This window comes from Verrucomicrobiia bacterium, assembly GCA_019634635.1.
GTDB lineage: Bacteria > Verrucomicrobiota > Verrucomicrobiia > Limisphaerales > UBA9464 > UBA9464.
The window spans coordinates 38425-63218 of record JAHCBB010000012.1 but is presented as its reverse complement, the minus strand read 5'-3'; the positions used below and the strand labels follow the sequence as shown (position 1 = coordinate 63218).

The 24794-nt window shown below is 65.6% G+C and carries 25 protein-coding genes; 15 read left to right on the top strand and 10 right to left on the bottom strand.

Annotated features, from left to right (window positions below; translation table 11 throughout):
- Window positions 1–12 precede the first annotated feature (12 nt).
- From rplR to rplQ, 11 genes are all read left to right on the top strand, one after another.
- Entirely contained in the window at window positions 13–375 is a 363-nt protein-coding gene (rplR, locus tag KF791_10465) for a 50S ribosomal protein L18 (protein ID MBX3733005.1), read from the top strand.
- Between the two features lie 183 nt (window positions 376–558).
- Window positions 559–1086, top strand: a complete 528-nt coding sequence (gene rpsE / locus KF791_10460; GenBank protein MBX3733004.1) for a 30S ribosomal protein S5 — start codon at window positions 559–561, stop codon at window positions 1084–1086.
- A gap of 5 nt (window positions 1087–1091) precedes the next feature.
- Window positions 1092–1541 carry a 50S ribosomal protein L15 gene (gene rplO, locus KF791_10455; GenBank protein ID MBX3733003.1) on the top strand — a complete coding sequence of 150 codons (450 nt, stop codon included), beginning with the start codon at window positions 1092–1094 and terminating at the stop codon, window positions 1539–1541.
- A 26-nt stretch (window positions 1542–1567) separates the two neighbouring features.
- Complete coding sequence (gene secY / locus KF791_10450) at window positions 1568–2950, top strand: preprotein translocase subunit SecY (protein ID MBX3733002.1); 1383 nt, start codon at window positions 1568–1570, stop codon at window positions 2948–2950.
- Between the two features lie 92 nt (window positions 2951–3042).
- Window positions 3043–3813 carry a type I methionyl aminopeptidase gene (map, locus tag KF791_10445; GenBank protein MBX3733001.1) on the top strand — a complete coding sequence of 257 codons (771 nt, stop codon included), beginning with the start codon at window positions 3043–3045 and terminating at the stop codon, window positions 3811–3813.
- A 37-nt stretch (window positions 3814–3850) separates the two neighbouring features.
- Window positions 3851–3964 (top strand): 50S ribosomal protein L36, encoded by a 114-nt coding sequence (gene rpmJ, locus KF791_10440; protein MBX3733000.1) that lies wholly within the window; start codon window positions 3851–3853, stop codon window positions 3962–3964.
- Between the two features lie 23 nt (window positions 3965–3987).
- Window positions 3988–4383 (top strand): 30S ribosomal protein S13, encoded by a 396-nt coding sequence (rpsM, locus tag KF791_10435; protein MBX3732999.1) that lies wholly within the window; start codon window positions 3988–3990, stop codon window positions 4381–4383.
- Between the two features lie 26 nt (window positions 4384–4409).
- Entirely contained in the window at window positions 4410–4976 is a 567-nt protein-coding gene (gene rpsK / locus KF791_10430) for a 30S ribosomal protein S11 (GenBank protein MBX3732998.1), read from the top strand.
- Window positions 4977–4993: 17 nt separating this feature from the next.
- Complete coding sequence (rpsD, locus tag KF791_10425) at window positions 4994–5602, top strand: 30S ribosomal protein S4 (protein ID MBX3732997.1); 609 nt, start codon at window positions 4994–4996, stop codon at window positions 5600–5602.
- Window positions 5603–5717: 115 nt separating this feature from the next.
- Window positions 5718–6737: a DNA-directed RNA polymerase subunit alpha gene (locus KF791_10420; GenBank protein MBX3732996.1), complete on the top strand. Its 1020-nt coding sequence runs from the start codon at window positions 5718–5720 to the stop codon at window positions 6735–6737.
- A gap of 12 nt (window positions 6738–6749) precedes the next feature.
- Window positions 6750–7313: a 50S ribosomal protein L17 gene (rplQ, locus tag KF791_10415; GenBank protein MBX3732995.1), complete on the top strand. Its 564-nt coding sequence runs from the start codon at window positions 6750–6752 to the stop codon at window positions 7311–7313.
- Between the two features lie 117 nt (window positions 7314–7430).
- Here the strand turns inward: rplQ and KF791_10410 are convergent, their stop codons facing one another.
- Window positions 7431–8153, bottom strand: coding sequence for a cyclic nucleotide-binding domain-containing protein (locus KF791_10410; GenBank protein MBX3732994.1), 723 nt, complete (start codon window positions 8151–8153; stop codon window positions 7431–7433).
- A gap of 142 nt (window positions 8154–8295) precedes the next feature.
- Here KF791_10410 and KF791_10405 point away from each other — a divergent pair, with 142 nt between their 5' ends.
- Complete coding sequence (locus tag KF791_10405; protein ID MBX3732993.1) at window positions 8296–9693, top strand: gluconate:H+ symporter; 1398 nt, start codon at window positions 8296–8298, stop codon at window positions 9691–9693.
- Between the two features lie 29 nt (window positions 9694–9722).
- On the opposite strand, the gene KF791_10400 is transcribed toward KF791_10405, so the two are convergent.
- The 6 genes from KF791_10400 to KF791_10375 all read right to left on the bottom strand — a co-directional run bounded on the left by KF791_10400 (window position 9723) and on the right by KF791_10375 (window position 17416).
- Window positions 9723–10364 (bottom strand): membrane integrity-associated transporter subunit PqiC, encoded by a 642-nt coding sequence (locus KF791_10400; GenBank protein MBX3732992.1) that lies wholly within the window; start codon window positions 10362–10364, stop codon window positions 9723–9725.
- The gene (locus KF791_10395; protein ID MBX3732991.1) at window positions 10361–11347 is read right to left on the bottom strand and encodes an MCE family protein; all 987 of its coding nucleotides are present in this window, start codon (window positions 11345–11347) and stop codon (window positions 10361–10363) included. The genes KF791_10400 and KF791_10395 overlap by 4 nt, the downstream gene beginning before the upstream one ends.
- Window positions 11344–12159, bottom strand: a complete 816-nt coding sequence (locus KF791_10390; protein MBX3732990.1) for an ATP-binding cassette domain-containing protein — start codon at window positions 12157–12159, stop codon at window positions 11344–11346. The genes KF791_10395 and KF791_10390 overlap by 4 nt, the downstream gene beginning before the upstream one ends.
- 14 nt (window positions 12160–12173) lie before the next feature.
- Window positions 12174–13307: an ABC transporter permease gene (locus tag KF791_10385; protein ID MBX3732989.1), complete on the bottom strand. Its 1134-nt coding sequence runs from the start codon at window positions 13305–13307 to the stop codon at window positions 12174–12176.
- A 186-nt stretch (window positions 13308–13493) separates the two neighbouring features.
- Complete coding sequence (locus KF791_10380) at window positions 13494–14966, bottom strand: DUF1501 domain-containing protein (GenBank protein MBX3732988.1); 1473 nt, start codon at window positions 14964–14966, stop codon at window positions 13494–13496.
- A complete protein-coding gene (locus KF791_10375) occupies window positions 14963–17416 on the bottom strand; it encodes a DUF1553 domain-containing protein (GenBank protein ID MBX3732987.1) in 2454 nt (817 codons plus the stop codon). The genes KF791_10380 and KF791_10375 overlap by 4 nt, the downstream gene beginning before the upstream one ends.
- Before the next feature lie 360 nt (window positions 17417–17776).
- Between KF791_10375 and KF791_10370 the strand changes: the two genes are divergently transcribed.
- From KF791_10370 to KF791_10360, 3 genes are all read left to right on the top strand, one after another.
- Window positions 17777–18889, top strand: a complete 1113-nt coding sequence (locus KF791_10370) for a sugar ABC transporter substrate-binding protein (protein MBX3732986.1) — start codon at window positions 17777–17779, stop codon at window positions 18887–18889.
- Between the two features lie 62 nt (window positions 18890–18951).
- Window positions 18952–20466 (top strand): sugar ABC transporter ATP-binding protein, encoded by a 1515-nt coding sequence (locus tag KF791_10365; protein MBX3732985.1) that lies wholly within the window; start codon window positions 18952–18954, stop codon window positions 20464–20466.
- The gene (locus KF791_10360; GenBank protein MBX3732984.1) at window positions 20463–21392 is read left to right on the top strand and encodes an ABC transporter permease; all 930 of its coding nucleotides are present in this window, start codon (window positions 20463–20465) and stop codon (window positions 21390–21392) included. Before KF791_10365 ends, KF791_10360 begins: the two co-directional genes overlap by 4 nt.
- Before the next feature lie 507 nt (window positions 21393–21899).
- Here the strand turns inward: KF791_10360 and KF791_10355 are convergent.
- From KF791_10355 to groL, 3 genes are all read right to left on the bottom strand, one after another.
- On the bottom strand, window positions 21900–22322 hold the full coding sequence (locus KF791_10355; protein MBX3732983.1) for a hypothetical protein: 423 nt from the start codon (window positions 22320–22322) through the stop codon (window positions 21900–21902).
- Between the two features lie 73 nt (window positions 22323–22395).
- Window positions 22396–23004: a lytic transglycosylase domain-containing protein gene (locus KF791_10350; GenBank protein MBX3732982.1), complete on the bottom strand. Its 609-nt coding sequence runs from the start codon at window positions 23002–23004 to the stop codon at window positions 22396–22398.
- 136 nt (window positions 23005–23140) lie between these two features.
- Entirely contained in the window at window positions 23141–24772 is a 1632-nt protein-coding gene (gene groL / locus KF791_10345) for a chaperonin GroEL (protein MBX3732981.1), read from the bottom strand.
- Window positions 24773–24794 lie beyond the last annotated feature (22 nt).

The window sequence follows — 24794 nt, the reverse complement described above, 5'->3', positions numbered from 1 at the left end:
ATCCATTGAAGCATGAAACCCGAAGAAAAGCGCCGGAGACGGCAATTGCGCCACTGGCGGCTCCGCAAGAAGGTGGTGGGCACCGCCTCCCGGCCGCGCATGAGCGTCAAGTTCTCAGGAACTCATATTTACGTGCAGTTTGTGGACGATGCGGCCGGCAGGACGCTGGCGTCGGCGGGCACCCGGGACAAGGGCGCCGTGCTGGAGTCCCTGGGGGCAAATGTCCGCAATGCGATGGTGACTGGGAAACGGGCGGCCGAGGCGGCCCGGGCCGCCGGGATCGAAGCCGTGGTCTTCGATCGGGGTGCCGCCCGGTACCACGGCAAGGTCAAGGCGCTCGCCGACGCGGCGCGGGAGGCGGGTCTCAAATTTTAATTGTGGAGGAACTAAATCGTGGCTGAAGAAACCAAAGTGGAGACGGTCGCATCCGACGCTCCCGTCGTGGCCCAGGTGTCGCCGTCGTCCCCGCCACCCGCCCAGGCCCCGCAGGCCCCGTCTTCCGGTCCCGGACGGTCGGACCGGGGCCCGAGGGGTCATGGCGGCCATGGCCATCGGGGGATGCGGGGTCCGCATCGTCGCGGTCCGGAGCCGTCCGACGATCGGGATGGGGGCTTCGCGGAAAAGACCCTGTTCATCAACCGCTCCGCCAAGGTGGTCAAGGGTGGGCGACGCTTCAGTTTCAGCGCCCTCGTGGTTGCCGGAGACCGGCAGGGCCGGGTGGGCATCGGCCTGGGCAAGGGGGCTGAAGTCAGCGATGCGATCCGAAAGGGGGGCGAGAATGCGAAGGCACGCCTCCTGACGATTGCGATCCGGAACAACACCATTCCCCACGAGGTGCTGGCCGAGTTCGACGGCGCCCGCGTCTTGTTGCGTCCGGCCAGCCCGGGAACCGGATTGATCTGCGGCAAGACGGTCCGGGCGGTCGTGGAGTCGGTGGGGATCCGGGATGTGCTTTCCAAATCCCTGGGCTCCAAAAACCCGGCCAACGTGGCAAAGGCCACGCTGAGCGCCCTGATGCAGCTCCGGCTCCGCGAGCAGATTCTCAAGACCCGCGGCATCGAGCCCCGGAATTCCAAACCCGACTGACCATGATGCGTCTTCACAATCTCAAGCCAAGGCCGGGCGCCAAGCATCGGCGCAAACGTCTGGGCTCCGGCGAATCCAGCGGGCATGGCAAGACCTCCGGTCGCGGCGGCAAGGGCCAGTCGGCGCGGTCGGGCAGTTCAATCCGGATCGGCTTCGAGGGGGGACAGATGCCCCTCATCCGGCGGCTGCCCAAGCGCGGGTTCAACAATGCGGCTCACGCAACCCGTTACCTTCCCGTGAACCTCGAATCGCTCAATCGCTTCGAGGACGGGGCCGTGGTGGATGAAGCCATGCTGCGCGCCTCGGGCCTCGCGAACGGGGCCGGGGACGGCATCAAGATCCTGGCCAGGGGCCGGTTGGAGCGAAAGCTGACGGTCCGGGTGGCCGCCTTCAGTGCGGTGGCCCGTGAGGCGATTGAACGGCTCGGAGGCGTCGCCGAAGTCGCAGGGAAATAGCCGCGCATCATCCGACGGAACCCATGATCCGACAGCTTTTCAAGACGTTCTCCAATTGCCTGAAGATTCCGGAGTTGCGTTCCCGGATCATCTTCACGGCCTTGGTGTTGATCGTCGCCCGGCTGATCGCCATGACCCCGGTTCCGGGGCTTAATGGTGCGGATCTTGCCCGTTACTTTGCAGAGCAGGCCGAGAAGCAGGGAGGCGGGAATTCCATCATCGCCCTCTACAGTTTGTTCACCGGCGGGGCGATCGAGAACTGTGCCGTGGGTGCGCTCGGCATCATGCCGTACATCAGTGCGACGATCATCCTGCAGCTGCTGTCCGCCGTCATTCCAGGCCTCAACAAGCTCGCCCGCGAGGAAGGGGGACGCGCCAAGATCATTGCCTACGGACGCTACCTGACGGTGCTGCTGTGCCTTGGACAGGGTTTTGTGATGGCCCTGGGGTGGCAGAACCCGGAAAACACGTTTCCTGGGTTCACGGGAAATCTGGTCCTGGTGGAGAACCCGTGGATCTACAGGTTCCAGACCACCATCATCCTGACCACGGGCACCCTCCTGCTGATGTGGCTGGGCGAGCAGGTCACGGAGCGCGGTGTCGGCAACGGCGTTTCGCTGATCATCATGATCGGCATTCTGGCCCGGCTTCCCGCCGCCCTGCGGGCGGTGTGGTCGCTGTTCTTCCCGATGGAGGGAGTGGCCCGGACGGTCAACTGGATGTACGCGGTGTTCCTGATCCTGCTGCTCCTGTCGGTCATCGCGGCGGTGGTGATGATCACCCAGGGTCAGCGGAAGATCCCCGTGCAGTACGCGCAACGTGCGGTCGGGCGCAAGGTCTACTCGGGCGGCACCTCGTACATGCCGCTGCGGGTCAACTACGCCGGGGTGATGCCCGTGATTTTCGCCCAGGCCATCCTGATGTTTCCAGGGATGATCCTCCAGAAGCTTGGCCAGATGTACAAGGTGCCGTTCTTCGAGACCCTGGCCGGTCTCTTCAGCCAGGCCAGCTGGTTTTACATCTTCGCCGAGGCGTTGATGATCCTGTTCTTTGCCTACTTCTGGGTCGCCACCCAGTTCAACGAGCTTCAGGTCGCCGACGATCTGAAGAAACACGGCGGCTACATTCCGGGCGTGCGCCCCGGGGTGGCCACCAGCGACTTCCTGCACCGGACGATGAGCCGGATTACCTTCGCCGGGGGCATGTTCCTGGTCGTGGTGGCCCTGATCCCGACCCTGATGACCCGCTACCTCAAGCTGGACTATTCCATCACCCAGTTTTTCGGAGGAACCTCCATCCTCATCACCGTGGGTGTCCTGCTCGACACCATGCGCCAAATGGAGTCCTTCCTGCTGATGAGGCACTACGATGGCTTCCTCAAGAAGGGAAGGGTCAAGGGCCGGTTTTGAACGCCCCAGTTCTTGAGCTTTGCACGCACCCAGCGGCCCCATTGGGGATCGTGCGCCGCGGTCGGCCCGGTGTTGCAGCACTTCACTCCAACGTGACAGCGTCCCGTAACCGATCTGAGACGGAGCTGGGGTACATCCGGAATGCGGGCGCCCTGGCCGCCCGCGTTCTTCGTGAAGCCTCCGCCCTGGTGACCCCCGGGCTGACGACCCGGGATCTTGACGCCCGTGTCGGCGAGATCATCCGGAACCATGGGGCCATCAGCGCCTTCTTCGGATACCGCAACTTTCCCGCGCAATGCTGCCTCTCGGTGAATGAGGGGGTGGTGCATGGGATTGGGACGGACCGGCGGCTTCAGTTCGGTGATTTGCTCAAGATGGACATCGGGGTGCGGCATCGCGGATTTGTTGGCGATGTCGCCATGTCCATGGCGGTGGGGGGATGCTCCCCCCTGGCGCAAAAACTGATGGACGTGACGCTTGAAGCGCTGCACCTGGGAATTGCCCAGGCGCGCCCGGGGAACCGGGTCCTGGACATCTCCCGGGCCATCCAGGGTCACGTGGAGTCCAACGGATTCAGCGTGGTGCGCGAGTTCGTCGGCCACGGGGTCGGGCGAACGCTGCACGAGGAGCCGCAGGTCCCGAACTTTGTGGACGAGCGAAACACGGCGCGACTGCGCCCGGGAATGGCCATTGCCATCGAACCGATGGTCAATGCGGGTCAGCCGGGCGTCGAGATCCTTGGGGACCGTTGGACCGTGGTGACCCGCGACCGTCAGCTGTCGGCCCATTTCGAGCACACCGTGCTCATCACCGGGGGCGATCCGGAAATTTTGACCCGGGACGGCACCTCGCCGCTTTACTGAGCGGGCAATTTCGGTATCCTGTTCGTCCTTTTTGACAATGAAAGTGAGAGCTTCAGTTAAAAAACTCTGCGAGAACTGCAAAATGGTCCGCAGAAAGGGAGTGATCCGTGTGATTTGCACGAACCCCCGCCACAAGCAGCGGCAGGGCTGAATCCATCCATCCGTTACTGACCTATGCCACGAATTCTGGGAGTCGACATTCCGGGGGAGAAGCGCATTGACATTGCGCTTCGGTACATCTACGGCCTCGGGCCGGTCAACTCGCTTGAGGTCCTCGCGCGGGCCGGCGTTGACCCTGCGATCCGCGCCCGAAGTCTGGATGAGGGTCAGTTGTCCCAGATCGTGAATGCCATCCAGGATGGAAAGCACGTGATCGAGGGCGATCTGCGTCGTGAGTTGGGCATGAACCTGAAGCGACTTCAGGCGATCAAGTCCTACCGGGGGTCGCGGCATTCGCGGAGCCTCCCGGTCCGGGGGCAGCGCACCCAGACCAACGCCCGCACCCGGAAGGGACCGCGACGCACGGTGGGTGTGCAGCGAAATCCGTCCGCAAAGTCCGGCACCACCTGAACGACTGAACGACAACCCGCATTCGTATGGCAGAAGAAATCAAGGCAAAGAAGGGGCCCGCCAAGGCCGGGGGTTCCCCGGAGGCGTCGGCCATCAAGAAGACCGCCCCGGAGGCGGGGGCTGCCGATCCGGCAGGCCCGGCCGCGGCTCCCGCGGCACCGGGCGCAGTGGCAGCACCCACCGCCGCCGAGTTGCTCGGGGAGGAACTCAAGCCCCAGAAAATCATTCGGGCCAAGGGATCCAAGAACATCCCCTCCGGCATCGCCAATATTGTGGCCACCTTCAACAACACCGTGGTGACCATTTCCGATGCCCAGGGAAACACCCTGAGCTGGAGCACCGCCGGGCGCGTGGGCTTCAAGGGGTCCCGGAAAAGCACGGCCTTCGCGGCCCAGCAGGCGGCCCAGGATGCCGCCCGTCAGGCGATGGCGCATGGACTCCGCGAGGTTGAGGTCCGGGTCAACGGTCCGGGTTCGGGTCGTGAGTCGGCGATCCGTGCGCTCCAGGCGGTTGGTCTGGAAATCACCGCGATCCGCGACATCACCCCCGTCCCCCATAACGGGTGCCGTCCCCGCAAGAAGCGGCGCGTCTAGGAACGGAGAAGATTTTTATGGCTCGTTACACCGGCCCCCGCACCCGCATCAGCCGCCGCTTCGGCGTCGAAATCTTCGGCGCTTCGAAGTATCTGGAGCGGCGCAATTTCCCCCCTGGCGTTCATGGACCGAAGTCCCGCCGCAAATTCAGTGACTATGCCATCGGCCTGGCCGAGAAGCAGAAGCTGCGGTACTACTATGGCCTGCTTGAGCGGCAGTTCCGGAGTGTCTACGCCCGGGCACTGCGCATGCGCGGGGTGACGGGTGAAAAGATGCTCCAGATCCTGGAGACCCGGCTCGACAGCGTCGTCTACCAGGCGGGCTTCGGGCTGACCCGCGCGCAGGCGCGTCAGTTCATCTCCCATGGCCACGTCCGCGTCAATGGCCGCAAGGTGGCGGTGCCCAGCTTCGCGGTGAAGGTCAACGATGTCGTCGAGGTCCGGGACCACGCCGTCAGCCGTCAACAGGCCAGCAAGGCCCTTGAAGCGTCCACCAGCCGGGTGGTGCCCGACTGGCTCGCGCTGGAGAAGGACCACTTGAGGGTCCGTTTGCTGCGGGTACCCTCCCGTGACGAGATCAAACCGATCGCCAACGAGCAGGCGGTCGTCGAATTTTACTCCCGCTAGTCTCCCGCCCCGCCCGAGTACGGCGGGGCATGCAATCCTGCAATTATACGGGACAATCCCCCGCCGGGGAGTGGGCGGTTGGGAAGGTCCAGATTAAAATTGCCCAAATCATATTATGCCTGTCCGTCTCGGTCGTTTTGAACTGCCCAAGCGGTTGACCAAGGATGAGTCCACCGCCACCGATCATTATGCCCGGTTTGTCGCCGAGCCCTTTGAAACCGGTTATGGCCACACCATCGGCAATTCCCTTCGCCGCGTGCTGCTGAGCTCCCTGGAGGGCGCCGCCGTCGTGTCCCTGAAAATTGACGGCGCGATGCATGAGTTCACCGCCGTGGACGGGGTGGTTGAGGACGTGACGGAAATTGTGCTCAACCTCAAGAAGGTGAAGTTCAAGGTGCACAACCGGGAGCCCCAGACACTGCTGCTTTCGGTGAACAAGGAGGGGCCGGTGACCGCCGGTGACATCCAGTTGAACCAGAATGTCGAGCTGGTGAATCCGGACCAGCATCTGTGCACCCTGGACCGCAAGAAGAAGTTTGAGATGGAGCTGGAGGTGAAGGTGGGGCGCGGGTTCTGTCCCGGAGAGGAGAACAAGAAGGCCGACCAGGCCATCGGCGTCATCGCCATTGATTCGCTGTTCTCCCCGGTGTCACGGGTCCGGTATACCGTCGAGCAGGCGCGGGTCGGGCAGAAGACCGACTACGACAAGCTCGTGCTTGAGCTCTGGACCGACGGCCGCGTCTCCCCCGACGACGCGCTCACCCAGGCGTCGGCAATTCTCCAGCATCACCTCGATGTCTTCGTGGGGTATGACAAGAATGCGGTGGAGTTTGAGGAGGAGCAGAAGCCGGTGGACGACGAGAAGGCCAAGCTCAAGAAGTTGCTCAACATGTCGGTCAACGAGATCGAATTGAGCGTCCGGGCGGCCAACTGCCTGAACAACGCCAACATCACGACGGTCGGGCAGCTGGCGCTCAAATCCGAGCAGGAGATGCTCAAATACCGGAATTTCGGCAAGAAATCGCTCAACGAGATCAAGGAGAAGCTCTCGGGCCTGGGGCTCGCACTGGGCATGAACCTGGATCCGGCGCTGCTGGAGGCCGCACCGCCGCCGGTAGAAACCCGCAACCTCTAACCCTGTTTTCCCATGCGCCACCTTAAGCGCAACAAAAAGCTCGGACGCAAGGGCGACCACCGCAATGCGATGCTCGCCAATCTCGTGGGCAGTCTCATCAAGCACCGTCGCGTGACCACAACCCTTTCCAAGGCAAAGGCCGCCCGCCCGGTTGCCGAGAAGCTGGTCACCCTGGGCAAGCGTGCCCAGGCGGCGTTGACCGCCGCGGCGAGCACCTCGGACGAGCAGGCCAAGGCGGCCGCCGTTGCTGAGAACGTGTACTGCCGCCGTCTGGTCGCCGCCCGGTTGCGCCAGCAGCCCCGCACCCATTTTGCGGGCACCCCCAAGGTGAAGGGCCGGACGTTGCGCGAGCAGTGGCGGGAACAGCACGATGTCGTCCACCTGCTCTGCGACCACATTGCCCCCGTGTTCAAGGACCGCGCTGGCGGCTACACGAGGATTGTGCAGCTGGGCCAGCGGACGGGTGATGCGGCGAAAACGGCCATCCTGGAATGGGTTGAGGCGCCGCTCGACAAGGCGGCGGGTGAGGACACTGCCGTGGCCGCCCCGTCTCCGACCTCGCAGGAGAACAGGTAGTTCCCCGACCCGTCGCGGTCGGATTCGACAAGCCCGCCGGTCCCCACCGGCGGGCTTTTCAACAGGGTCAACGCCCTCCAACCCCGCCCCCCTCGGAGCCCGTGAGTCTCCGGCCGGCTAGTCGAGGCCGCCCACGCGGGCGAGGCGGTACACATCCGCGATCTTCTTGTCGTCGGCGCGGATCCTCTTGGCCAGCGACTTGGCCAGCTCAAACAAAAGCGGGTTGGCCAGTTCGGGCTGTTCCCGGCACAGACGCTCGAACCGTTCCGCGGTGATGCGCAGGAGCGTGGACGTGCTGTTGGCCACGACATCGGCAGATCTCGGTCCACCATCAAACAGACTCATCTCGCCGAAGATGTCGCCGGGGCCGAAACGGGCGAGTTCCGTCTCCTTGCCACCCACCATCATCCGCGCCCGGACCTCGCCATCGAGTACCGCGTACATGGCATCACCCGGAGAACCCTGCTTGACGATCAACTTGTAGGCTTCGCTGCGGACCACCTCCATCAACTGGACGAAGCGCCCGAGCTGCTGGTCGTTCATGGTGGACAGAGCCTTGACCCGGCGGAGCATTCCCGGTCGGAGCCCGGAAATCAGCAGGGTGGGCTCCGGTCCCTCGGCGGGTGCCGCTGCGCCGGCGCGGCCGGCGAAGGCGTCGGACAGTTCGCGGAGATCCTCCGCCTTGATCCATTGGTTGGCCGCGACGGCGTGAATCCAGGTGCCGCGGAGCACCCGCTCATCCCGGACCCATTGCACCAGGGTGTCCAACGGCACCGGTCCATACACCACGTCGTCGGCGGCCCAGACTTTGTATTCTGCGTTGGAGGAATCGGCGGACATCGGAGGGGAATAAACCGGGTCCGCCGCCGATTTGGGAGACAATTCTATACGGGGCCGGCGCCGATGCGCGGCAAGTTTCCCGGAGGGATGGGGGCCTCGGGGCTTTTCCTTGAAGGACCGGGTATGGCAGCGTCCTGCACCGATGAATCCCACGGACTGGAAGCTCATTGCGCTCGCCTTTGCGTCCATCGGGATTTTGGTCCTGCTGATCACGCGGGCCAAGGTGAACGCCTTCATCGCACTGTTGCTGGCTTCACTGGTGGTGGGAGCCGGGTCCGTCGCCCTGGGGCGCGTGGTCAGGGATGCCGCGGGGCGGGACGTGGGATACACCCTGCTGGGTGTCGCACGTTCGTTTTCCGAGGGGCTTGGGGCCACCCTCGGGGGCATCGCGGCCATTGTCGGCCTGGGCACGATGCTGGGGAAGCTGCTGGCCGAGTCCGGTGGGGCCGAGGTGCTGGCCCGCCGGTTCGTGGCGTTCTTTGGACCCCATCGCATTCAGTGGTGCATCATGGCGCTGGCCCTTGCGGTGGGTCTGACCACCTGGTTTGCGGTCGGCCTGGTGCTGCTGCTGCCGATCCTGCTCACGCTGACCCACGAGACCCGTCAGCCGTTCCTCAGTCTGACCCTGCCGCTGTTGGCCTGCCTGTCGGTGATGCACGGGGTCATGCCGCCGCATCCAGGGCCGGTGGTGGCAGTCGAAGCATTGCAGGTGGACATGGGGTTGGTCCTGATTTGGGGGTTTGTCATCGGCATTCCGACGGCGGCCGTTGCCGGCCCGCTGTTTGCGCGGTGGGCGGTGAAGCATGTCGAAGCGCACCCGCCGCCCGTGCCGCGCCGGGCCGATACCCTGCCTCCCGGATTCCGGCTCCCGGGATTTGGGGTCACCCTGTTTTCGATCCTGATGCCGGTCGGCCTGATGCTCCTGGCCACCCTGGCGGAACTAACACTGGAAAAGGGGGATAAACTGCGTGAGCTGGCGACCTTTGCGGGCAATCCGATGATTGCATTGACGCTGGCCGTGCTCTTTGCGATGTGGTCGTTGGGGCTGGCGTGCGGGTATCGTCCGGTGGAGGTCCTGCGTTTCACCGAGTCGTCTATTGCGGCGGTGGGCATGACCTTGCTCGTGATCGGCGGCGGCGGCGGCTTTGCGCGCGTGCTGCGGGACAGCGGCGTTGCGGAGTCCATCGGACGCCTCGGCGAGGCCGTGCATCTCTCGCCGCTGATGTACGGCTGGATGGTCTCGGCCTTCATCCGGGTGGCCACGGGGTCGGCAACGGTGGCCATCACCACGGCGTCGGGCCTCCTGGTGCCGGTGCTGGCCGCTTATCCCGAAATGGGTCAGAACCACAAGGCCCTGATCGTGGTCGCCATCGGTTGCGGCTCCCTGTTTTTGTCCCACCTCAACGATTCTGGGTTTTGGATCGTCAAGGACTCCCTGGGCCTGACCGTTCCGCAGACGCTGCGCACGTGGACCGTCTGCGAGACGATCGTCGGTATTGTGGGGATGCTCCTCTCGCTTGCGGTGTATCAGATGCTCTGAGCCCGGCGCGAGGTCCGGCGGTTGGCGGCTCACCGGGCGGGGGCGCCGACGCCGGAAGTTTGCAGCGCCTCTGCCAACAAGGCCGCCAGGCGGGACACCAGGCGGCTCAGGGTGGATGGGATGGCTTCGGGCTGCGCATCGGGTGGCGGCCCGGATTCCGTGAGTCGGGCGGTGCCGTTGGTCAGCAGGCCGCCGCCGCTCGCCGAATGGACCTGCCACCACGCGATCAGCGAGCCGGTCCCCGTCGTGTCCACGTCGAACTGAAGCACATTGATGGACACGGCCTGTGACACCTCCCCGGAATTCCAGGGAGCCAACCGCACGGACCGGTAGGGCAGGCGGGCGGCGAGATCTTCCGCGAGGACCCGTTGAAACTGGCGGTCGAGGCGATCCGCCCAGAGGCTGGCCTCCAGATAGACGACTTCGCTCGTTCCGGAACGGACGGCCACGGAGGGCCTGAGCAGGTAGGAGGGCATGCGGACGGGATTGATGCCGACAGCGGTCGCCTCAGCCTCAGCCCGGGCGGACTGGGGCAAAGCATCAACCGCGACCGGCGTGAGAAGATAGCTGCGCGTTGCCAGCGTATTGGGTTTTGGCAGGCAGCCGGCGAGGGGCAGCACCGCAATGGTTGCTGCTGCCGCGAATCGTCGCATGCGATCAGGGGTGGTCATGGCTTGGGAGTTGGCGGTTTGCGCCCCGTGAGCAGGGCGTTGGGATTGCGCCGGAGGAAGTCGGCGAGTTCTGCCAGGGCTTGTGCCGCATCGGCCACCTGTCCGAGGGCCATCGTGGCATCGCTTCGGAAGGGAGCGTCCGGCTCGACCATGCCGGTCAGGGCCTCCAGACCGCGACGCATCTGCAGGAGCGCTCGATCCGCTTCGGCGAGGGTGTTCGTCACGCTGCCGGTGAGCGTGTCCATCTGGACATTTGCACCACGAATCAGCACCCGCGCATCCCCCAGCGCGAGGTTCAGCTCATGGAGGGAATTCGTCAGATCCGGGGAGGCGACCAACCCATTGGCCGCGGACAGCAGCCTCGTCACCTCCTCGTTGATCATGTGCATGTCAATCGCACCGAGGAGGCTGTCCACCCGGGTGAGGAGCGCGCTCATCCGCTCCGAAATACCCCGAAAATCCACCTGGGCGAGGTTGGCCAGCAACTCCTGAATCCCCGTGGGCATGGTTGGGATCTCCGGATACTCGGCCCGGAGTTGATGAAAGATGGCCGGCGGGGCGTTGGTGACCATGCCAAGTTCGACATACAGGACCCCGGTTACCAGGCTTTCGGCATCCAGTTTCCCCCGCAACCCCTGGGCGATCCTGGTCTTGAGAAATGCCGGATCGTCGAGGTCCATCCGGTCATCGGATTTCCTGCGGAGGATCTCCCCGTCCACTTGGATGATGACCGGGTTGGAAAAATCGTCCGGTGCCTGGTTGTGACGGATGAGCACCTCGGCCACGGAGCCGATGGTCACGCCGCGCCACTTCACCGGAGCCCCCTCCTGCAGGCCCTTCATTGAGGTGTCGAAGTAGAGGATCATCCGTTCCTGGTGACGGAACAGTCGCCCGGAGGTGAGGATCACCAGGGCGGCGACGGCGAGGGTCGTTCCTGTCAGGATGAACGCGCCGATCAGCGCGGGGCTGACTTTCTTGTTCATGGAACCTTGGAGAGATCGGGGCTGCGGGCTGCGGGTGTTGCCGTGGGGGTCAGCGGGGCCGGTGCGGCTCCCCGGGTCAGGAAATTTCGCACCCTCGGATCCTGGCTCTCAAGGAGATCCCGGGGCCGGCCATGTGCCGTCATCGTCTTGGTTTCCGTGTCCAGATAGATGGCGTCGTCGGCAATGCTGAAGATGCTGGCAAGCTCGTGGCTGACCACGACGATCGTTGCCCCGAGGCTGTCCCGAAGTTCCAGGATCAGGCGATCGAGATTGCGGGAGCTCACCGGGTCGAGACCTGCCGAAGGTTCGTCAAAGAACAGGATGTCCGGGTCCAGCGCCATCGCCCGTGCCAGCCCGGCACGCTTGCACATCCCACCCGAGATCTCGGATGGGTAATAACCTTCAAATCCGGCAAGGCCGACCAGGGCGAGCTTGAGCCGGACGATGTCCCGGATCTCCCCTGGTGGCAATGCGGTGTACTCCTCGAGCGGCAGCGCGACGTTCTCCGCGAGGGTCATCGAACTCCAGAGGGCGCCACCCTGAAACAGGACCCCGAATTCCCGGAGCTTGGCGCGCCGGTTGTCGTCATCCAGCGCCCAAAAATTCCCGCCGTCGTAGAACACATCCCCGCGGGCGGGACGGATCATGCCGATCAGATGGCGGAGCAGGGTGCTCTTGCCGCAGCCGCTGCCGCCCATGATCACGAAGACCGAGCCCGGCTGGATGCGGGCCGAGATGTCCCTCATGACCACGTAGGATCCGTAGGCCATCGTCAGGTTCCGGATCTCAATCTTGGGGGCCGTGGATTGCATTGCGGATTCGGTGCCTAGATCCCCAGGGCATTGCAAATCACGGCGAAAACGCCGTCGGCGGCAATGATCGCGGTGATGCCGGCGACGACGGCCTGCGTGGTGGCCCGTCCGACCGCCTCGGCATTGGAGCCGCACTGCATGCCGCGGAGGCATCCGGTGAACGCGACCAGGAAGCCGAAAAACGCCCCCTTTGACACCCCGAGAAGAAAGCCCTTGAGGGTGATCGCATGGAGGGTTCTCGACAGGTACTCGGTGGCGCTGATGTCCGGCATGGACACCGACACGAGGAGACCGCCCGAAATGCTGATCAGGTTGGCGAACACGACCAGGATCGGCATCATGGTCACCAGGCCGATCATCCGGGGCAGCACGAGGAACTCCATCGGAGAGATTCCAAAGGTCTCCAGCGCTGCAATTTCCTCGTTGACCTTCATCGTGCCCAGCCGGGCGGCAAACGCGGCGCCGGTGCGTCCACACATGATGATGGCGGTCATGATGGCACCCATCTCGCGAGTGGTTCCGATGGCGACCATGTCCGCGACGTAGATTCTGGCGCCAAACTGCGCGAGCGCGTTGGCACCGACGAAGGCGAGAATCAGGCCGATGAGGAAGTTGATGAGGGCCACGATGGCCAGCGCCTCGGGCCCCGCCTCCTGGACCACCTCGAGGAGGTCGCCCCATCGGAATCGTGCGCGACCCCGCACCAGCGCCGCCAATGCCCGGGCGAGTTCGCCGAGAAAGGTGACGAGAACGACCGCCTCGCGGCAGCCGAGGAGGGCGGCGTTGCCAATCCGGGTGATGAGCCGCGCATCCGGAGCCGGCCGTCCGGCATCCGCTGCCTCGGGAACCGTGCGGGCGAGCTTGAGCAGGTCCCGGACACCCTCGGGGAGTCCCGCATCCCGGAATTCAAGCCCGGCGACCCGCGCCTGTCCCTCCCACCGGCGGACCAGCGCGACCAACCGCGAGTCCCATCGTTGGAGTCCCGTGGTGTCGAATTCCACTGCCCGTGCGTTTGCAGGCAGGGTCCCAGCAAATGCGACCTCGGACTGCGTCCGGGACTGCCGGTCCCACGACCCGGACAGCCGGATCCGGAGGACCCCGGAGGCGGTCGCCTCCATCGCGCACTGGGGAGGATGATTCTCGGGCATCTCGGCAGGGAGCGCAGGCGGCAGCGGAGGCTCCGCGGACGAGACTGGTTTCAGTCTTCGAACCTGACAAGCATGCGCGTTTGCGTGTGTGTTCGCGGATCCGCAGGCTCCCGGACGGCGACCTGCTTCGGGTCCGAAGTCCTGCGCGTGGCATTCGGGACTGGGGATTTGCAGGAGGGAAAGCGGTCAGGCCAGCACGCCGCGGATGATCTCACCCTCCACATTGGTCAGCCGGCGCTGGATGCCGTTGTGCTCGAAGGTCAGTTGTTCGTGGTCGAGTCCCAGGAGGTGGAGGATCGTGGCGTTGAAGTCATAAAGGCTCAGCACGTCCTCGACGGCCCGGCGCCCCAGGTCGTCCGTGCGCCCGATGCTGACCCCGGGACGCACTCCGGCGCCCGTCAGCCAGCACGTGAAGCCGTCCGGATTGTGGTCCCGTCCCCGGGATCCCTTCTGGAACATGGGCATCCGTCCAAACTCGGTGCACCACACCACCACGGTGTCTTCCAGCAGCCCGCGCTGGCCGAGGTCGCGGATCAGGGCCGCGGCCGGCTGGTCCAGAATGGCCGCATGACGGTCGTACTGTTCCCTGAGCTTGTTGTGCCCGTCCCAGTTGAGCTCGCCACCGCTGGCGTAGGCGCCGTTGAAGAGTTGAACCATGCGAACGCCCCGCTCGACCAGGCGTCGCGCCAGGATGCAGTTGCGGGCGAAGGCGGCCTTGGTGGGGTTTGCGGTGTCGTCGGCACCATACAGGCGCAGCACGTGTGCCGGTTCGCCCGACAGGTCGAGAATTCCGGGGACCCGCAACTGCATCCGGGCCGCGAGTTCGTAGCTGGCGATCCTCGCAGCAAGCCGGCCATCTTCCGGATGGTGTTCGAGGTGCCGGGCATTCATGCGCTGCAGCAGTCCCCGTGCGGCGGCATCGGCCTCCGACGATGTTCCCGGCGGCGGCGTCAGATGCCGCACGGGACTGGTCGTGCTCATGGGCGTGCCCTGGAACACCGCCGGGAGGAATCCGGGGCCCCAGTTGTTGGCGCCCGCCTGGGGAACACCCCTCGGATCGGGGATGGCCACGTAGGCCGGCAGGTCCTGGCTGGCGCTGCCCAGGGCATAACTGACCCACGCACCCAGGCTTGGAAAACCGTCCAACACCGTCCCGGTTGAGAGAAAATTCTCCGCGGGACCATGGGTGTTGGATTTGCTGGTGAGGGAATGAATGAAGGCGATCTCGTCCGTCAGTGCCGCGAGATGGGGGATGAGGTCGGAAACCCATTTGCCCGTCCCGCCGTGCCGGCGGAACGGGTATTGCGGTTGCGCGAGTTCACCGGCCGGTCCCTGAAAGGTCACGGGCGGCCCCCCAGCCAGCGGTTTGCCGTCCTGGCGGATCAGCTCCGGCTTGTAGTCCCAAGTCTCCAGCTGGCTGACCGCACCTGCGCAAAAAATCATCACCAGATTTCTCGCCGGTGCCGGTGTGGGCGGTGGTCGGGGGGCCAGGGGGCGTGCCGCATCCATCACCGGCACGTTCCCCGCAAGCAGCCCGTCCCTTTGAAGCAGCGCGGTGAGGGCCATGGATCCCATCGTGGTGGCGGTTCCGGACAGGAACCCCCGCCGGTCCAGCAATCGGCGTCCCGGGGGCAGGAGACTCAGGAGATCTCCGTTCATGGAAGGAACAGGTACTCGTTGGCGTTGAACAGGGCCCGGCACAGCGGCTCGGGGCCGTGTTGGCGGACCACGGGCTCGGCGTCGGCCACCTCCCCGGGCGTCGGGTCGCGCCCGAGGGCAAGCCGGTACGCGTGACGCACCTGCGCCGTTGGATCCTCGCCCGCCTCGGTGCGGAGACGCCGGCCAAATGCGGCCGCCTGATCGGCGGTGAAACGGCTGTTGAACAGGTTCAGCGCCTGGATTGGCGTCGTGGATTCCCGCCGCCGCGGCGTGCTTTGTCCGGCGTCGGGACAGTCGAATGCGCCGAACACGGCCTCAGGTTCCCTGCGGACCTTGTGGGCGTACACCATCCGCCGGAGTCCGCTGTCGGTGAACGACTCCACCGCCTTGAACCCGCTCAATCCGCCGCGCTGGTCGAACAGGTCGAAACCCGGACCGTACATCGTGGCGTTGAGGTTCCCGGCGGTCGCGAGCATGCTGTCGCGCAGCATCTCCGCCTCCATGCGCCTCGACGGAAAGCGCCAAAGCCACCGGCAGTCGGCATCCTTCGCGCGCGCGCGCGGGTTGTCTGCCGAAGACTGCCGGTAGGTTGCCGACAACACCAGCAGCCGGTGCAGATGCTTGATCGAGCCACCGGTCCGCAGGAATTCGTTCGCCAGCCAGTCGAGCAGTTCCGGATGGCTGGGCCGGTCCCCATTCCGTCCGAAGTCGCCGGGAGTGGACACCAACCCGACACCGAAATGGCCCTGCCACACACGGTTGACCATCACCCGCGCGGTGAGGGGATGCGCCGGATTGGTCAGCCAGTCGGCGAGGGTTTGGCGACGCAGCGGCTCCGGGGCCTCGGCGGGCAGATGGCAATCTCCGAGGACCGCGGGCGCAGCCGGGCGGATCTCCTCACCCGGTTGCTCCGGATCTCCCCGCTTCAGCAACCGGATCGTGTCCGGCGCCCGGAAAACTCCCGCGAAGGCCCGCTGGCCGATGCTGAGCCTGCGCACGGTCGCCTCGAGCTTCTGGCGCTCCCGGATGAGGGGTGCCGCCTCGGGAGCCACCCCGGAAAACGGGTCGGGGGGATTGGTGCCGGCGAGGAATGGCGCCCGATCCCCGGAATCGGCGACCACGATCCAATCGCCTCCCCCGGAATCAACCTCAACCGTGTATCGCGTGGGCAACCGGTCATCAAACTGCCCTTGCCGGTCGCGTCCCCAGATCACCCGATCCACGACAGTCTCCACCGGGAGTTCCAGCGTCACCCAGCCGCGACCCTTCTCACTGGACATCCAGCTCCTCGCATTGCCATACCGGCCGTCGTTGATGTGGTGTAGTGCGTGACGGTCGGCCACCACGGTGTCTCCCGAGGACGTGGCGCGCGCCCCGGCGGCTTCCGCGCCGACGTTGACGTCGTCAACATCCAGCACCTCCAGTTCGTCAAGACAGGGCTCCAGAGAGTTGGTCTCGTGAATGGCAAAGCGCAGGCGCCGGGCCTTCACCGGTGCGAAGCGCTCAATGTTGAGGCGGCCGTTCACCGAAACCCGTTCCCCGCCCGGGCCCGCCGCCGGCACATGCCGGGTCATCCGACGTTCCAACATGGCGATCCGGTCCCGCGCCTTCTCCATCGCGGCCCGGCGCTCCTCAGCCTCGGGATCACGGAGGTCCCGGTCCTCGTATTCGACGCCGGCGAAGAAGGCCTGGAAGGCGAAGTATTCGCGCTGGGACACCGGATCAAACTTGTGGTCATGACATCGGGCGCATCCGAGGCTGAGCGCGAGAAAGGTTTGCGCGGCGTTTACGACGATCTCGTCAAGGGCATCCTGGCGGGCCAGTCGGATCGAGGGCTCGTCTTTTCCGATCTGACCGGGCAGCAACACCGAGGCCGTGACCAGAAATCCGGTGGCCGCATCCTCGCCAGTCAGGTCCCCGCACAACTGATCCCGCACGAACTGTCCGTAGGGCGTGTCCCGGTTGAGGGCCCGGATCACATAGTCCCGGTAGGGCCAGGCATTGGGGCGCTCCGTGTTCACCTCGAATCCGTGGGTGTCGGCGTATCGCACCACATCCAGCCACGGTTGTGCCCAGCGCTCCCCGTAATGGGGCGACGCCAGCAACCGGTCCACGAGCCGTTCCGCGGCGTCCGGACCCGGGTCGGTCACGAAATCAGCGGTGGCCTCTGAGGACGGGGGTAATCCGGTGAGGTCGAGTGTGACCCGTCGCAACCAGTCCGCGCGTTCCGCCTCCGGGGATGGGCGCAATCCTTCCGATTCGAGGCGGGCGAGGATGAACCGGTCCGCGGCGTTCCGCGGCCAGATCCGGTCCCGGGTGTCGGGGATCGCCGGGTCCGCAACCGGCTCGAAGGCCCAGTGGCGCCCGGGATCCGGGTGCTCGTTGGCGATCGCGACTGCCGGGCCGGAGCCCAGCAGGCAGATCAGCAACCACCAACGGCCCGACGGCATGACGTTCAACTACCCGCTGTGGTCGGGAATGCCAGCGTGAAACCTGCAATTCTCGGCAGTCCGTGGTCAACCAGGGGGCACCGGGCCGACCGCAGCGGAGGCGCTGACCATGCCGGTGGCCCAACACTGGGGGTCGGGGACCGCTGAAGATCGCGCGACAGATGCGGGAGCATGGGCTGGATCCATGGGCGGAGGCCGTGCGCGAGGACGACTTGGGGACAGGTCAATTGGGGGTTCCTGTCGGCCACCGACTGCCGAATGTGCGGTTTCTGACGTTGGACATGATCCGCGCTCGACATATGCGGGCAGAACGTTGTCTGGTCTTGGGTACGCCCGTTTTGCACCCCGTTGGTTTGCGCCATGAGCCGATTCCAGACGCTTCATCGTTTCTTTCACGTCGCCGGGGCCACCGACGCAGGTTCATCGCCTGCGCAACCCGGGCCGGCCGCTTCGAGTCCCGGATGGCTGGCCGGCGTCCTCGCAGGTGTCCTGCTGGCGACGGGTGCCGGCTGCGGCCGTCCACCCGATGAGGGTGCCGCACCGGGGTCGGGCGGTGGACGCCTGTTCGCCGTCAGCTTCCAAACGATGAACAATCCCTTCTTCGTGGATCTGAACGAGGGCCTGCGTCAGGTGATCGAGGCCAACGGGGACCGGTTGGTGACGCTCGACGCGCAGTTCAACAGCCTGAAGCAGAAAAATGACATCGCGGATGTCCTGCAACAACAGCCCGCCGCGATTTTCGTCAACCCGGTCAACTGGGAGGGCATCAAAGGCAGCCTCATGGAGGCCCGGCGAAGGAGTGTTCCGGCCCTCATCGTGGACGCCCCGGTCAGCGATCCAGAGCTCGTCCTCTGCCAGGTGGCAAGCGACAACGTCGAGGCCGGGCGGCTCGCCTGTGAGGCCCTCGCGCGGGTGAATCCCGGCGCCCGGGTGGTGATTCTCCATCTTTCCGTGAACAAGGCCTGCATTGACCGTGTGGCCGGATTCCGTGCGGAGGCCGCCCGCCATCCGGAGATGCGCATCCTGGACGTCCAGGAAGGGAAGGGGACCACCGAGGGCGCCCGCCCGGTGATGCGGGACCTGCTGGCGCGATTCCCGGACCTCAACGCCGTTTTTCCCATCAACGATCCCAGCGCGCTCGGGTGCCTTTCCGCCATTGAGTCCGCCGGAAAAAGCGGCCAGGTGACCGTGGTCACCGTGGACGGCTCCCGCGAGGGCGTCGCGGCGGTGAAGGCCGGCCGTCTCCATTCGACGTCGGCGCAGTTTCCCCGGGAGATCGGACGGGTGGCTGCGGAGAAGGCGTACGAGCACCTGGCGGGGAAACCAGTGGACAAGGACGTCCAGATCCCGGTCCGGCTCATCACCCGGGAGAATGCCGATGCAATCCCTGGCACTCCACCCGGCGCCAGCAACGCGAAGCAGCGACCGGAGTTCCGAATGGCCCGTGCGCCCGGGTTGGCCGCCGATCGTTGATACCGCCTCCCGGCGATTCCCATCGGATCCGCACCCGCGGTGACGGCACTCCGGGCCCGCACATGAAGGCCACGCCAAACAGTCCATCGCACCCGCCGCTCCTCGCGCTCCGCGGGGTCTGCAAGCAGTTCGGTGGTGTGCGGGCGCTGCAGGGCGTGGACTTTGAGCTGGCTGCCGGCGAGATCCACGCCCTGCTGGGCGAGAATGGGGCCGGGAAGTCCACACTCATCAAGATTCTTGGCGGCATCCACCAACCCGACTCCGGCGCCATCGCGTTCGAGGGACGACCGGTGAAGCTCCGGGACGTGACGGATGCGGATCGCCTGGGCATTCGTCTGATTCACCAGGAACTTTCGCTCGCCCCCAACCTCACGGTCGCGGAGAACTTGCATCTCGGACGCGAGCCCCGGCGGTTCGGCCTGCTGGACCGCGGCCGGATGTCGGCGGATGCCTCGGCCCTGCTCAGGCAACTGGGGCTTTCCGCGGTCGGTGCCGTGGACACGCCCGTTGCCCGGCTGAGCGTGGCGAGACAGCAGATGGTTGAAATCGCGCGCGCGCTGGCCGTCCGGGCCCGGGTGCTGGTCCTCGATGAACCCACCGCGTCTCTTTCCGGGTCGGAGACGTCAACACTCTTCGAGGTCCTCGCCCGACTGCGCCGCCAGGGGGTTGGCATCGTGTATATCTCGCATCGCCTCGAGGAGATTCGGCGGCTGGCCGACCGGATCACGGTGTTGCGCGATGGCCGCAACATCGGCACGCAGTCCGCGGATTCGACGGACACCGCAACGCTGATCCGGTGGATGGTGGGACGCGACTGTGCGGAGTCCGGGAACCGGCCGGAGTGGAAACCGGGTGCCGTGGCCCTGGCCGTCCGAAACCTGTGGGCGCCCGGGGTGCGCGGGGTGAGCTTCGACCTGCACCGCGGCGAAGTGCTCGGCCTGGCCGGACTCGTTGGGGCCGGACGATCCGAACTGGCCCGCGCCCTTTTTGGCATTGAGCCGATCACCAGCGGCTCCATTTCGGTGGAAGGTTGCGACGTCAACATCCGCTGTCCCTCAGATGCGCTGTCGGCGGGCATCGTCCTGGTGCCCGAGGATCGCAAACGCGAGGGATTGGTGATGGCGGCAACCGTCGCCTTCAACCTGACCCTCCCCTGGACGCGCGAATGGAACCGGTGGTGTCGTCCAGACCGGGAGCGCCGCGCGGCCATTGTGGGCCGGGCCGTGGAGCAATTCGGCATTCGAACCACCGGTCCAAACCTACCGGTGCGCAATCTCTCGGGCGGCAACCAGCAAAAGGTGGTCGTTGCGAAATGGATGGAGCGTCCGCCAGCGGTGTTGATCCTCGATGAGCCCACCCGCGGGGTGGATGTGGGGGCGCGGGAGGAGTTGTTTGCGATCCTTTCGCGACTGGTCGGATCGGGCATGGCGGTCCTGCTGATTTCCTCGGACCTTCCCGAGGTGATGGGGCTTTCCCACAGGCTCGCGTTGTACCGCGACGGGCGGGTCATCCGGGAGATGCCGTCCTCCCGGGCCACTGCCGAGGAAGTCATGGCGGCGTTGACCCGCAACGAATGAAACGAACGCTGCCCCTGTTGATGGCCATCGTGGCCCTGACCGGCATCATGGCCTTGTGGGTGCCGGATGGGCGGTTCCTCACGCCGGCCAACCTGCTGGATCTTGTCCAGCAGATTGCCGTCAATGCCATCCTGGCCTTCGGGCTGACGCTGGTGATCCTCATTGGAGGGATTGACCTCAGCGTGGGGGCGGTGGTGGCCCTGGTCGGGACGGTGGCCGTTGCGGTGCTGATTCCGGCCGGCTGGGTCGCTGCCGCATTGTGCGGGTTGGCGGTTGCCGGACTGTTCGGATGGATCAACGGGCTGTGTGCCTCACGGACCCGCATGCCCCCGTTCATCATCACGCTGGCCACGATGCTCGTCGCCCGGGGACTCGCCCTGCGCTTCAACGAGGGGCGTCCGCTGCCGGTTCCCAATCAGGAGCGCGTCTTCCTTGCGATGGGAAACGCGCGGGTGTTCGACCTGATTCCCGTGCCAGTGCTGCTGATGCTGGGGGCGTTTGTGGTCACCGGGGTGCTCCTGCACCGGACCGCCTTCGGCCAGCACCTGTACGCCATCGGCGGGAACCGGGAGGCCGCCCGGTTTACGGGCATCCGGCTCGCTCGAAACGAGACCGTGGTCTATGTGCTCTGCTCGCTCCTGGCCGGACTGGCGGGACTCATCCACGCCTCCCAATTGTACTCGGCAGAGCCCGGATCGGGGCAGGGATTTGAACTGAATGCCATCGCGGCGGTGGTCGTGGGAGGGACCAGCTTTACCGGGGGCACGGGCACCCTGCCGGGAACGTTGCTGGGGGCCATCATCATCGGCATCCTCGACAAGGGGCTCAACCAGGCCGGGGTGCATTTTTCGCTGCAGTATGTCATCAAGGGGGCGGTGATCCTCACCGCGGTGTACCTCGACGTCCGCCGGCACCAGGCTGCGTGAACTTCCAGAAGTCCCTCCGGAAACCGCCCCTCCGCCTCCATGCACGGGTGCCATGGCGTGGCGCCCGCCTGCCCCCGGACCTGGCCGACCACGAAGGGAAGCGCAGCGGTCCGTGGCGGTTTCGGGCGACGGGGCTCGGCCCCCTCCTCAAGGGCCTGCATCCCCCGGTCGGCAGGTTGATCACCGCCGATGCATCCACGGTCGGGAGGAGAGGAGATTTCCCGCCGGGTGCCCCGGGAACTCGGGGGGGGCGACTCCCTCGGAGGTTCAGAGGCAGTGAACGGGGCGTCGTTCAGCTTCCAGCCGCACCCGGTGGACCCGGGGCAGTTCGGGTCCATTTCCACCTCCGCCGATCCCGAGGTTTCAACTTGAATTGGTTCGAGATTTCCCCATGGAAACGGCCGGGCGGATGATCTCTGGAACGTATTGTTCCAGGGTGCGAAGATCCCAAGCTCCACGCTTCCACGCGCGACTCAGCGGGCAGGCCCCAGCGTCACCGGACTCCAGCTATGGTTCCGCAATCTGCCGGCGGATCGCGCGGAAGAAGCGGGCGATGGGCGGCGGGGCCGGGGACACGTCGAGCCGCCATTCGTTGCCGGCCAGGGCAAGCACACCGAGTTCATCCCAGCCCGAAAAGTCCTCCGAAAACTCGATCAGAAACACGTCCCCGCCCGGGTCATCGGCCGTGTAGATCTGAAAACCGCCGGGCAGGCGCCGAAGGCCGAGCCGCGGGCGCGGTGTGGCGACGGGCGTGATCTCAACGATCTGCACGCCCGGGGTGGCGCTTTGCATGGTGTATCCGGCCGTGTTGTAGAAGTCGGAGACCACCCACCAGTCCGCGGCCTCGTCGCCGGCGCGGGCTTCCGCCTGGAGGCGGAACTCCAGTGCGAACGGCTTGCCCACCGGTACGCTGGCGAGGTTCGACAGCACCTCGGAGTCGTCAAGCGTGGGGCGGTTGTAGGAATCTTCCCTGCAAACCGAATCTCCCCCAACTCCCTCCTCCTCAATTCTCCATCCCTCCCCGCCCACCCACCTTCCGAAATTGCTGCAAGCCACGGTGTTCAGGAGTGCCGAGGTATTCGTGGTAGCGCCCGGTGACGGCATCAATGTAGGCGCGCGTGGCGGGAAAGGTGATGGCCCTCCGGAATTCGGTGCTGTTGGTGGCCGCGGGTCCCTGCATCCACCGGAGCACATTGCCGCGTCCGGCGTTGTAGTCGGCGAGAGCGTAGGGCAGGGGGTCGTCGGTGTTCGTGTAGCGACGGAGCAGCTTGGAGAGATAGTAGGCGCCGGCCAGCGTGTTGGTCACCGGATCAAAGGCATGCTCATGGACGAATCCCGTCGCCCGGCTGGCCGTCGCCCATTCGAGAGCCGCGTCCTCCATCAGTTGCATCAGGCCGATCTCTCCGGCGCGCCCCCGGGCTCCGGGATCGAACCGGCTCTCTTGCCACGCCACCGCCTTGATCAGCGCGGGGGAGATCGCGTAGCGCCGCGCGGCCTCCTGGAAGGCCGGGTCGAACTCGTGGGCGCGCCGGGACCGCCAGAGCCGCCAGGCCGCCACATTGGCCGCGATCACCACCAGGAGCAGGATCCAACGGACGTGAAGCGGACGCACGGTCGGAAGGTGGGAAGACCCCCGCCCGCGCGCCAAGCGCAAAGCGGGGTGCTGCCCTCCCCCGTGTCAAAAAAAAGGGGCGGCGTCGCCAATGCGACGCCGCCCGGATGCTGAGACAAACGGGGTGCTGGAGACCTCAGTAGTCCATACCGCCGCCGTGATGCGGGTCGGCCGCCGGCTTCTCCTTCTTCTCCGGAATCTCCGTGATCAGGCATTCCGTGGTCAGGAGCAGGCCCGCAATGGAGCTCGCGTTCTGCAGGGCGCTGCGGGTGACCTTCTTCGGGTCCACCACGCCGGCCTTGACGAGGTCTTCGTATGCACCGGTGGACACGTTGTACCCGTCGTTGCCCTTGCGCTTCTTGACCTCCTGGACGATGAGGCTGCCTTCGACGCCCGCATTGCGGGCCAGTTCACGCAGCGGGGACTCCACGGCGCGGCGGACAATGTCCACGCCGATCCGCTCGTCGTGGTCCGCGAGGTTGAGGGCCTCGATGGCCGGGATGGTGCGCAGGAGTGCGACGCCGCCGCCGGCGACGATGCCCTCCTCGACGGCCGCACGGGTGGCGTGCAGGGCGTCTTCAACACGGGCCTTCTTCTCCTTCATCTCCGTCTCGGTCGCGGCGCCGACATGGATGACCGCCACGCCACCGGCGAGCTTGGCCAGGCGCTCCTGCAGCTTCTCCCGGTCGTAGTCACTGGTGGTCTCCTCGATCTGGCGACGGATCTGGTTGACCCGGCCCTGAATCTCGGAGCTCTTGCCGCTGCCCTCGACGATGGTGGTGTTTTCCTTCTCCACCACCACGCTCTTGGCGCGGCCGAGGTCGGAGAGCTCGAGATTCTCGAGCTTGATGCCGAGATCCTCCGTGAGGCACTTGCCGCCGGTGAGGATCGCAATGTCCTCCAGCATCGCCTTGCGGCGGTCGCCGAAGCCCGGGGCCTTGACCGCGCACACGTTGATCGTGCCACGGAGCTTGTTCACCACGAGGGTCGCCAGGGCCTCCCCCTCGACCTCCTCGGCGATCACCAGCAGCGGCTTGCCGGTCTTGGCCACCTTTTCGAGGAGCGGGAGAAGATCCTTCAGCGAGCTGATCTTCTTCTCATAGATCAGGATGTAGGCATCCTCGAGTTTGGCCAGCATCGCCTCCGCATTCGTCACGAAGTACGGGGACAGGTAGCCCTTGTCGAACTGCATGCCCTCGACGACGTCGAGCGTGGTTTCGATGGACTTGGCCTCCTCGACGGTGATTGTGCCGTCCTTGCCCACCTTGTCCATCGCGTCGGCGATGATCTCGCCAATCGTGGTGTCCCAGTTGGCGGAGACGGTCGCCACCTGCTTGATCTCCTCCTTGTCCTTGACCTTCTTGGCGATCTTGGCGAGGTGATCCACCGCGGCCTCGACGGCCTTCTGGATGCCGCGCTGGATGCCGATGGGGTTGCCGCCCGAGGTCACAAACTTCAGGCCCTCCCGGTAGATGGACTCGGCGAGCACGGTCGCCGTCGTCGTGCCGTCGCCGGCGGAGTCGCTGGTCTTGCTGGCGACCTCGCGGACCATCTGTGCGCCCATGTTTTCGTAGGGGTCGCTCAGCTCGATCTCCTTGGCGACGGTGACACCGTCCTTGGTGACCGTCGGGGAACCGAACTTCTTGTCAATCACCACATTGCGGCCCTTCGGGCCCAGGGTGGCCTTCACGGCCTTTGCGAGCTGTTCCACACCCTTGAGCAGGCGCTGGCGCGCGCTTTCATCGAACACGAGTTGCTTGGCTGCCATAGTTCTTCTTCTTTCGAGTTAC

Coding starts and splice junctions, on each gene's coding strand:
- rpmJ (MBX3733000.1), top strand. CDS start 3,851: ATGAAAGTGAGAGCTTCAGTTAAAAAACTCTGCGAGAACTGCAAAATG.
- KF791_10370 (MBX3732986.1), top strand. CDS start 17,777: ATGAGCCGATTCCAGACGCTTCATCGTTTCTTTCACGTCGCCGGGGCC.
- KF791_10385 (MBX3732989.1), bottom strand. CDS start 13,307: ATGCCCGAGAATCATCCTCCCCAGTGCGCGATGGAGGCGACCGCCTCC.
- KF791_10405 (MBX3732993.1), top strand. CDS start 8,296: ATGAATCCCACGGACTGGAAGCTCATTGCGCTCGCCTTTGCGTCCATC.
- KF791_10390 (MBX3732990.1), bottom strand. CDS start 12,159: ATGCAATCCACGGCCCCCAAGATTGAGATCCGGAACCTGACGATGGCC.
- rplQ (MBX3732995.1), top strand. CDS start 6,750: ATGCGCCACCTTAAGCGCAACAAAAAGCTCGGACGCAAGGGCGACCAC.
- KF791_10410 (MBX3732994.1), bottom strand. CDS start 8,153: ATGTCCGCCGATTCCTCCAACGCAGAATACAAAGTCTGGGCCGCCGAC.
- KF791_10365 (MBX3732985.1), top strand. CDS start 18,952: ATGAAGGCCACGCCAAACAGTCCATCGCACCCGCCGCTCCTCGCGCTC.
- rpsK (MBX3732998.1), top strand. CDS start 4,410: ATGGCAGAAGAAATCAAGGCAAAGAAGGGGCCCGCCAAGGCCGGGGGT.
- rpsD (MBX3732997.1), top strand. CDS start 4,994: ATGGCTCGTTACACCGGCCCCCGCACCCGCATCAGCCGCCGCTTCGGC.
- KF791_10420 (MBX3732996.1), top strand. CDS start 5,718: ATGCCTGTCCGTCTCGGTCGTTTTGAACTGCCCAAGCGGTTGACCAAG.
- KF791_10375 (MBX3732987.1), bottom strand. CDS start 17,416: ATGCCGTCGGGCCGTTGGTGGTTGCTGATCTGCCTGCTGGGCTCCGGC.
- rplO (MBX3733003.1), top strand. CDS start 1,092: ATGCGTCTTCACAATCTCAAGCCAAGGCCGGGCGCCAAGCATCGGCGC.
- KF791_10395 (MBX3732991.1), bottom strand. CDS start 11,347: ATGAACAAGAAAGTCAGCCCCGCGCTGATCGGCGCGTTCATCCTGACA.
- KF791_10360 (MBX3732984.1), top strand. CDS start 20,463: ATGAAACGAACGCTGCCCCTGTTGATGGCCATCGTGGCCCTGACCGGC.
- KF791_10400 (MBX3732992.1), bottom strand. CDS start 10,364: ATGACCACCCCTGATCGCATGCGACGATTCGCGGCAGCAGCAACCATT.
- rpsE (MBX3733004.1), top strand. CDS start 559: ATGCGGGGTCCGCATCGTCGCGGTCCGGAGCCGTCCGACGATCGGGAT.
- rpsM (MBX3732999.1), top strand. CDS start 3,988: ATGCCACGAATTCTGGGAGTCGACATTCCGGGGGAGAAGCGCATTGAC.
- KF791_10380 (MBX3732988.1), bottom strand. CDS start 14,966: ATGAACGGAGATCTCCTGAGTCTCCTGCCCCCGGGACGCCGATTGCTG.
- groL (MBX3732981.1), bottom strand. CDS start 24,772: ATGGCAGCCAAGCAACTCGTGTTCGATGAAAGCGCGCGCCAGCGCCTG.
- rplR (MBX3733005.1), top strand. CDS start 13: ATGAAACCCGAAGAAAAGCGCCGGAGACGGCAATTGCGCCACTGGCGG.